The 7,231-nt window shown below is 42.4% G+C and carries 6 protein-coding genes; 1 reads left to right on the top strand and 5 read right to left on the bottom strand.

Annotated features, from left to right (window positions below; all coding sequences use genetic code 11):
- Nucleotides 1–229 precede the first annotated feature (229 nt).
- Nucleotides 230–355 carry a hypothetical protein gene (locus F6K20_RS17425; protein ID WP_267871961.1) on the top strand — a complete coding sequence of 42 codons (126 nt, stop codon included), beginning with the start codon at nt 230–232 and terminating at the stop codon, nt 353–355.
- Between the two features lie 298 nt (nt 356–653).
- On the opposite strand, the gene F6K20_RS17420 is transcribed toward F6K20_RS17425, so the two are convergent.
- The 5 genes from F6K20_RS17420 to F6K20_RS17400 form a co-directional block, all read right to left on the bottom strand.
- Nucleotides 654–1,502 carry a carbohydrate ABC transporter permease gene (locus F6K20_RS17420; protein WP_008177794.1) on the bottom strand — a complete coding sequence of 283 codons (849 nt, stop codon included), beginning with the start codon at nt 1,500–1,502 and terminating at the stop codon, nt 654–656.
- Between the two features lie 212 nt (nt 1,503–1,714).
- On the bottom strand, nt 1,715–2,308 hold the full coding sequence (locus F6K20_RS17415; protein WP_287295442.1) for a hypothetical protein: 594 nt from the start codon (nt 2,306–2,308) through the stop codon (nt 1,715–1,717).
- A 441-nt stretch (nt 2,309–2,749) separates the two neighbouring features.
- Nucleotides 2,750–4,096, bottom strand: a complete 1,347-nt coding sequence (locus F6K20_RS17410) for an ABC transporter substrate-binding protein (protein WP_502708841.1) — start codon at nt 4,094–4,096, stop codon at nt 2,750–2,752.
- Between the two features lie 138 nt (nt 4,097–4,234).
- The gene (locus F6K20_RS17405; RefSeq protein ID WP_287295440.1) at nt 4,235–5,287 is read right to left on the bottom strand and encodes an RNA-guided endonuclease InsQ/TnpB family protein; all 1,053 of its coding nucleotides are present in this window, start codon (nt 5,285–5,287) and stop codon (nt 4,235–4,237) included.
- A gap of 221 nt (nt 5,288–5,508) precedes the next feature.
- Entirely contained in the window at nt 5,509–6,708 is a 1,200-nt protein-coding gene (locus F6K20_RS17400; protein ID WP_287295438.1) for a hypothetical protein, read from the bottom strand.
- Nucleotides 6,709–7,231: the final 523 nt, after the last annotated feature.

The following is a 7,231-nucleotide window of genomic DNA, read 5'->3' as shown; positions in this document are numbered from 1 at the left end:
CGACCAACCGGTTTTGAGCACATCATCTCGGTAGCGTAGGGAACTAATGAACAAGCCAACAGTGGGTAGAGTCCAGATCAAAGAGATGATAATCAGGGTCAGATGAATCGGGATTTTCCAGAAGAATTGCTGTAGATGTTGGGATTTTGCTACAAAGAGCGGTTTTGGTACCATAGCTGGGTTAAAGTCATGTCTGGAATAGTCGATTTTTTTCCAAGATAAGCGCTTTGTGCAACCAATCCCACAACAGCAGTGGTTAAACAACTGGGCAAAACAACTGGGCAAAACAACTGGGCAAAACAACTGGGCAAGATGCGATCGCATCACCCCAAGCCTTATAGAATTTCAACCATAGCTAGAACAGTTGCTTAACTCGGTGACGCCATCAGAATCAAATTTTAACTTTAATCTGAATACTATAGCATTTCTAAATCAATTAGAAATAATAAATCATAATTACCGTTTTTGACCTTAACCAAAATCCTTCTATGTCTTGATGCAGTCGCGAATGGGGGAAATCCCCTTTGGCCTCACTGGCTCACCTGTTCCCTTGCTGCATCGCTACTTGATTAACTCTTGCCTCTTGCCTCTTGCCTCTTGCCTTTCCCAAGCGGGAGTATGTTCACAATTCAAATAATAATTATATATTACTATCAACGGCTGTTCTCCTGCTCTCGAAATCGACGGATATTGCTAATCATAACTGGAATAATAACTAGTAATAAAATAACTGCGATCGCACTACCTCGTCCAAAGTTCCGATAATTGAACATTTCCTTAATCATACGAGACGCAATCACTTCCGTATTTTGATTACCACCGGTCATCACCCAGACAATATCAAAGACTTTCAGCACCGCTATTACTACAGTAGTCACAACCACAGCAATAGTCCCTCGTATCATCGGAATAGTAATTGTCCAGAAGATTTGCCACTCACTAGCTCCATCTATCCGTGCAGCTTCGATAATATCTTTGGGGATACCTTTGATTGCAGCAGAGAGCAAAATCAAGCAAAACCCTGTCTGCAACCAAATCATAATCACAATCAGAGCATAATTATTAAGTTCGCGCTCCACTAACCAACCTACAGGCTCAAATCCTAAACGGGTAATAATGCCATTGAGTAAGCCAATTTGTTCTGATCCAGCTGGACGAAAAGCATAGATAAATCGCCAAATCACGCTAGCCCCCACAAAGGAAATTGCCATGGGCATAAAGATTATGGACTTGGCTACCGGTTCATAGCGTACCCGATCCACCAGCACCGCAATAATTAAACCCAATCCTACACTAAACCCTGTTACCAATACCAACCAAAGGACATTGTTACGAAAAGCGATTAGCATAGTAGGGTTGGTAAAGGCAAAGATGTAATTGTCCAGTCCCACAAAATTTTGCGATCGCTTATCCAAGAAGCTGATATAGATAGTATTGAGGGTGGGCAGAATCAGGTAAGCGGTTAGTAATGCTAAAGCAGGGGCTAAGTATACCCAAGCCATAAAATGCTTTCGCGTAGCGTGACCGTTCGCGTAGCGTGGCCTTTTGGCCAAGGTCAATCGCGTTTTATTGGGTAGCTGATTTACCAAGCCATTCATGCCATATAACAAAGCCATCACCCCAGCACAGCCTATGACAACGGCGAGAATGAAAGTAACAATTTTGAACAATACCATCCTTCATTGCCTCATCACTTCATCACCTGATCACTTGATCACTTGATCACCTCATATATATCTCTCACCGAATCCCGTTTCTTGCCATGGTCTAATTTATAAAATTTATAATTTTTTTGCCACCGTTCCAGTTCATAGATAGATATTGATTTAGCGATAATGTCAGTGCTCCTTGCACGATCACCTACTTGTGGATCGGTTGTAAATACTCCACAATTAATTTGGTTAGTTGATATATTCCAATAATCCCTCAATTTGTATTTCCAATCAATGACTTGTTCCACTACCTTATTTCTATGCTTATTTCTTCTAGTTCTTTCGTGTTTTACTGTTGCTTCAGTATCAATATATTTTGTTTCAATTAAAAATATTTTTTTGTTTTTACTAAGATAAACAAAATCCACTTTGCCTAAATTTGTATAGTCTTGGATTAGAGCCTTTTCAAACAGGATGAGCTGACTACAGGTTGGAAATAATGAGTTTATATTGAAAAATAGATATGCCTGTAATAGAAGTTCCTTATCATAGGGAAAACCAATAACCCCTATAAAAAAACGTCTCATATCTTCTTCACTTTGTGGCTGTTCACCTTGGCAATAGGAAACAAATTTATCAATCTGACTAGTATCCATAGCTTATTTCTTATTTAAACTTGAGTTTGGCCTAAAGGGGGAATCCTAAACTTACGGTGTTCCTCAATTATGGAAGATCCAAAGGTAATCGGTAATCGGTAATCGGTAACTGCTCCAACTATACAGTACCCAAATATTCAGCAACGCCAAATTTATAGTAGTCACTGACATCCTACTATATCCTTCCTGCTTACACCCCAAGGGATTGCCGTTACAGCGGAGCGAAGCGCAAGTGCTGATATTGTACTCAGATATTTAATCGTAATTAATGCCTAAACGGCACTATTGTCCCTTTCGCTAAATGGTTGCGAATAACTGACTTAATTTGATTTCAGTATCTTATAGTTACAGATTTCCCAGGCAATTCTGCTAAAGTAACATTAGAAGGCGATTTTAAATAAATATTTTTTTTGACAATGACTAATCCCTAATTCCTCATACTTAATCTGGCCAACTTTCCTCAATAGTTTTCAGAACTGTATCCACATCTGTCCCACCAATATAATCAACAATGCCACTCCAGAATGTCCCGGTACCCACGGCTCCTGGCATCATATCCGAACCATCGAAGCGCACCATATCCGCATTGGCTAAGATTTCCGCTTGACGTTTAAGAATGTGATTGGGGTAAGCATCCAAACTAACCTGTTTATGGGGTGAAACATAATCTCCCTGACTTGCCCAGATAGTATGGGGTTGGGCAGTTGATAAATACTCCATCAACTTCCGTGCTTCTGGAGTATCCTTAAACATAGCAGTCGCAATACCAGACACTAACACTGGCACTCCCAATTCCTGTTTAATACCCGGTAACAGAAAGATACTCACATCCTTATCTAGGGCTACATCTTTAGGTAAGAAGCTAGTAATAAAGCTAGCTTGGCGATGCAGATAGCAAACTGGGGGGTTATCAAATAAGGGTGTGGCTGCGTCACCAAATGGAGTGCTAATAATACCAACACTACCACCAAACACATACTTAGGATTAAGGGCAATGTTGCCAAACTGCTCAAAAGCATTCTTAACCGCTGGGTGATTAAAGGGAATGTTGTGAGCAACCCACTGGTCATACACTTCCCCACCAACCGTGCGCAACATAATATCCTCAATCCAGTCGGTACCAACCCATCCTGTAGCCGCACCGCTTTCTATTCCGATGCACCAAGGGACACCGCCATCTGCCACAATCTGATCGGACAGTGCCATCATTTCATTCCAGGTGTTAGGGATTTTGTAACCAGCTGCCTTAAACGCAGCTCGATTGTACCAAACTAAGCTTTTGACCGCCGCCCTAATCCACACCCCGTATACTTTACTATCGACAGTTGCCAAATCTAGCCAGTTTTGAGAATAAGCAGCAGATAACTGGGATTTGTCCATGAAGGTATCTAGAGGGACCAGTTGACCTTCCCTAGCAAAGTCAGCCATCAAACCCGGTTGAGGGAACATGGCAAGATCGGGAGCATTTCCAGATTCCACCAACACAGGTAGGAGGGTGGCGAAATCACTACTGGCTTCATACACCACCTTGATACCCGTTTCTTTAGTGAAGGGTTCTAGTATCTGTTCGATGATTTGCTCCCCTTCCCCTGTCATTACTCCCAGGATAGTAACCGTATTGCTTTTACTTTCTCTACCTTTGGGGGCACAGGCGACTAAAACTAAAGATAAACCTAGAAATACAGTAGTAAATACCGTGTTAGGAGCCGGTTTAGTTCTAAATTTCGCCAAAAATTCTCCTATCTGTTCGACAAAACCTATCTTGATCCAGAATTTGGGTCTGAACATCTTTCAATTATGAGCCTTAGCAAATAATGACACTCATACTGTGAGTACAATTCCGTTCTAAGATAACCCCACTCAATGACTTGAGCAACAACTTAGGGAGGGGAAGCTTGAGAAATCAGAATACACAGATGAAAGACTCTATGTTTGTCGATCTAATTGACATCCACATTCGCAGACATGGGTTCTAGTCGATAGCGACTTCTTAACCACTTCACCACAGTTAGAACAATTCTGGCTTGTATAAGCTGGATTTACTGCAACAGTTATCCGCCCAAACTTTTGACCAAAATATTCCAGCCATTCCCGGAACTGATACCAACCTGCGTCGTTAATAGACTTGGCAAGACAATGGTTTTTAACCAGATTTTTAATCCTCAAATCTTCATAGGCGACCAGATCGTTAGACCGGATTACGCAACGTGCCAGTCTCTTGGCATGTTCTTCACGTTGTCTACTTATTTTGAGGTGTGTCCTACCTAGTTTATTAATCGCTTTCTTTCTGTTAGTTGAGCCTTTATTTTTCCGAGAAACTCGACGCTGATAAAACTTTAAGCGCTTCTCGCCTTTTCTGTAGAATCTAGGGTTGGGTTCAGAGTATCCATCAGAGTCGGTATAAAACTCTTTTAGCCCTACATCTAACCCGACGGTAAAGCCAGTGGCCTCTAGTTGCTCTGAGTTATCTAGTTTTACACAAAACTGAACATAATAACCATCAGATCTCTGAACAATGCGAACCCGTTTAATCAGCTTCTGGTCGAAACGCCATAAGTCCCAGGTGCCCTTAAGCTTGACCTTACCGATCCCTTTTTTGTCTGTGAAATTGATAGATTTTTTATCTGGCGACAACTTCCACCCAGATTGCTTGTACTCAACAGACCGGGAATGCTTTTTGAATTTGGGATAGCCTTTCTTGCCGGTAACCTTTTTTTTACAATTATCAAAAAATCTTTTGATAGCCCGCTCTACGTTTTCAACCGATGCTTGACAGGCGTGACTATTAAGCTCTTTGACAAACTTGAATTCGTCCCTTAACTGGGTGTTGTAACGGTATAGTTCTTTTTTGCAAATTCCGCGATTGTCCATCCAAAAACGCAGCACTTTGTTTCGGACAAACTTAGCTGTCCTTATAGCTTCATTTATAGCCACTTTTTGGGGTTCTTTTAGAATAGCTTTGAACTCCATTACTAACACCTTTGATCACCTCCTTAGTTTGTTGGATTTACTTATTATTATAGTCGATGTCTATTGATCAGGGAATAAATTCCCTCAAAAGACGAAACCTTAGAATAGTGGAGCCTTAATCAATAAGTTTTAACTTTTCTATGCATAGCCTGTCGCCTATAAAGGCTCCACTATTCTTACGGTAACTTTAAAAGGCTAACCCCATGAATAGAATTCAGGGGCTTGCGCCCTTAGATTTTTTCGGTCAAGCTATCCCAAACTGCGATGGTCTCATCACCACTAGCACTGATCAGGATTTTACCATTTTGGCTAAAAGCAAGATCCGAAACCACGGCTCCATGACTGAAAGGAGAATTTGGTTTATTGAAGATGCCAGATAACGTTTTTGTCCGTAATTTCCAACTGGTAATCACGTTATCAAAGCCACCAGCAATCAGCATCTCTCCATTGGGGCTAATGTTTACTGCTTGAACTTCTCCTCCTTGTCCGAAGAACGTGTAAATGCATTTTACCGTTGTTAAATCCCATAGTTTTACAGTTCTATCATCACCACCACTGGCAATAATATCACTATTACGACTGAGAGCAACGGAATTAACGTTTCCTATATGTCCTTTGAGAATAGTATTACATTTCCAATGTTGATGTGATTTAACAGTTATTAACTTATTAAGTTTGGCTTTAACCGCTTGTAATTCTTTATCAACGTCTAGATTCTTAAACCTTTGTTTCGATGAAAGCTCAGCATTGCTTACTTTTTCTGTTGGTTTAGACTGATTTTCCCCCAAAAGGTTTGCTTTAAGCGCTTGTAATTCGTCCTCAACTTCTAGATCACTAAACTTTTGTTTCAAGGCTATGTCAGCTAAGATTGGATCTAGCTCCATCATTGCCTCGTTATAAGCTTCCTGATAAGAGATTGCTGCTTCGATTCGGTCAAAGGTTTCAGTAACAGGTTCTTTGCTCTGATTTTCAGAGAACATTTTTGCTAAGCCATAAATACCAAGTCCAACGACTCCACCAGCAGCAGCCATCGAAGAGATATCAACCCCGGTGGCTGTCCCCCCAAAACTCAATCCCATACCACCTACTGTGGCAGAGATACCAGCCCCTGTAACCGCTCCCAGTGCCACTGCCCCAATGGCAATAAGATCCCCTTCCCGTATCGCCCTAACAGCGCCATAAGCAGCAACCCCAGTTATTGCTCCTAGACCTGTCATCGTGGTCGGACCAATGCCCACGCCACCAAACCCCCCGACTAATCCCACACCGCCAATAGTAGAAGATAGATTAGCTCCCGCTGCTGCGACCGCTAGGGTGAACAATACACTTTGTTGCTTAGTCATGGCTACTTTCTCAATATGGTTACACTTATAGAGTTCCCAAAAAGGCGATTGACCGTAGGCCACGCTAGGCGATTGACCGTAGGTCACGCTATGCTCCGGAAGCGAAGCTTCCGCGCTTATGCGATCGCACTAAGTTCTGGATAGGGTGCATCTCCTAAAAGCTGTTTGACCTGATGGTGCGTTACGGTGCGGGCTATTTCAACAAGGGACGAAGAGGCGAAAAATCAGAGCTCGCCCGCCCCTAACGCACCCTACACCTTCAACCTTCAACCTTCTGATGGTGCGTTACGGTGCGGGCTGTTTCAACCAGGGGCGAAGAAGCGAAAAATCAGGGCTCGCCCGCCCCTAACGCACCCTACGCCTGATTTTTAAAGGCTTTTACTCAAAAATCTATTGCACTATTTTAAGCTTGCCACGCCACTACGCACTCTTCTTTAACCGACATTCCGCACCCTAGCTGGCACAATCGGTATTTTCGTCATTTTGACACTCCCCACGATTAGAAATCGGGGGATTCTCGGTTCAGCGAGCCAACTTGCTCAACCAGGTCGGAACCAGGAAGAGTAGAGGTCGAGTCTCCCCGAGCGTTGATATAAGTTCCGGTGTGCCC

This window comes from Moorena sp. SIO2C4, assembly GCF_010672485.1.
Lineage (GTDB): Bacteria > Cyanobacteriota > Cyanobacteriia > Cyanobacteriales > Coleofasciculaceae > Moorena > Moorena producens.
The sequence above is the reverse complement of the archived record's forward strand: the minus strand, read 5'-3'. Positions and strand labels throughout refer to the sequence as shown.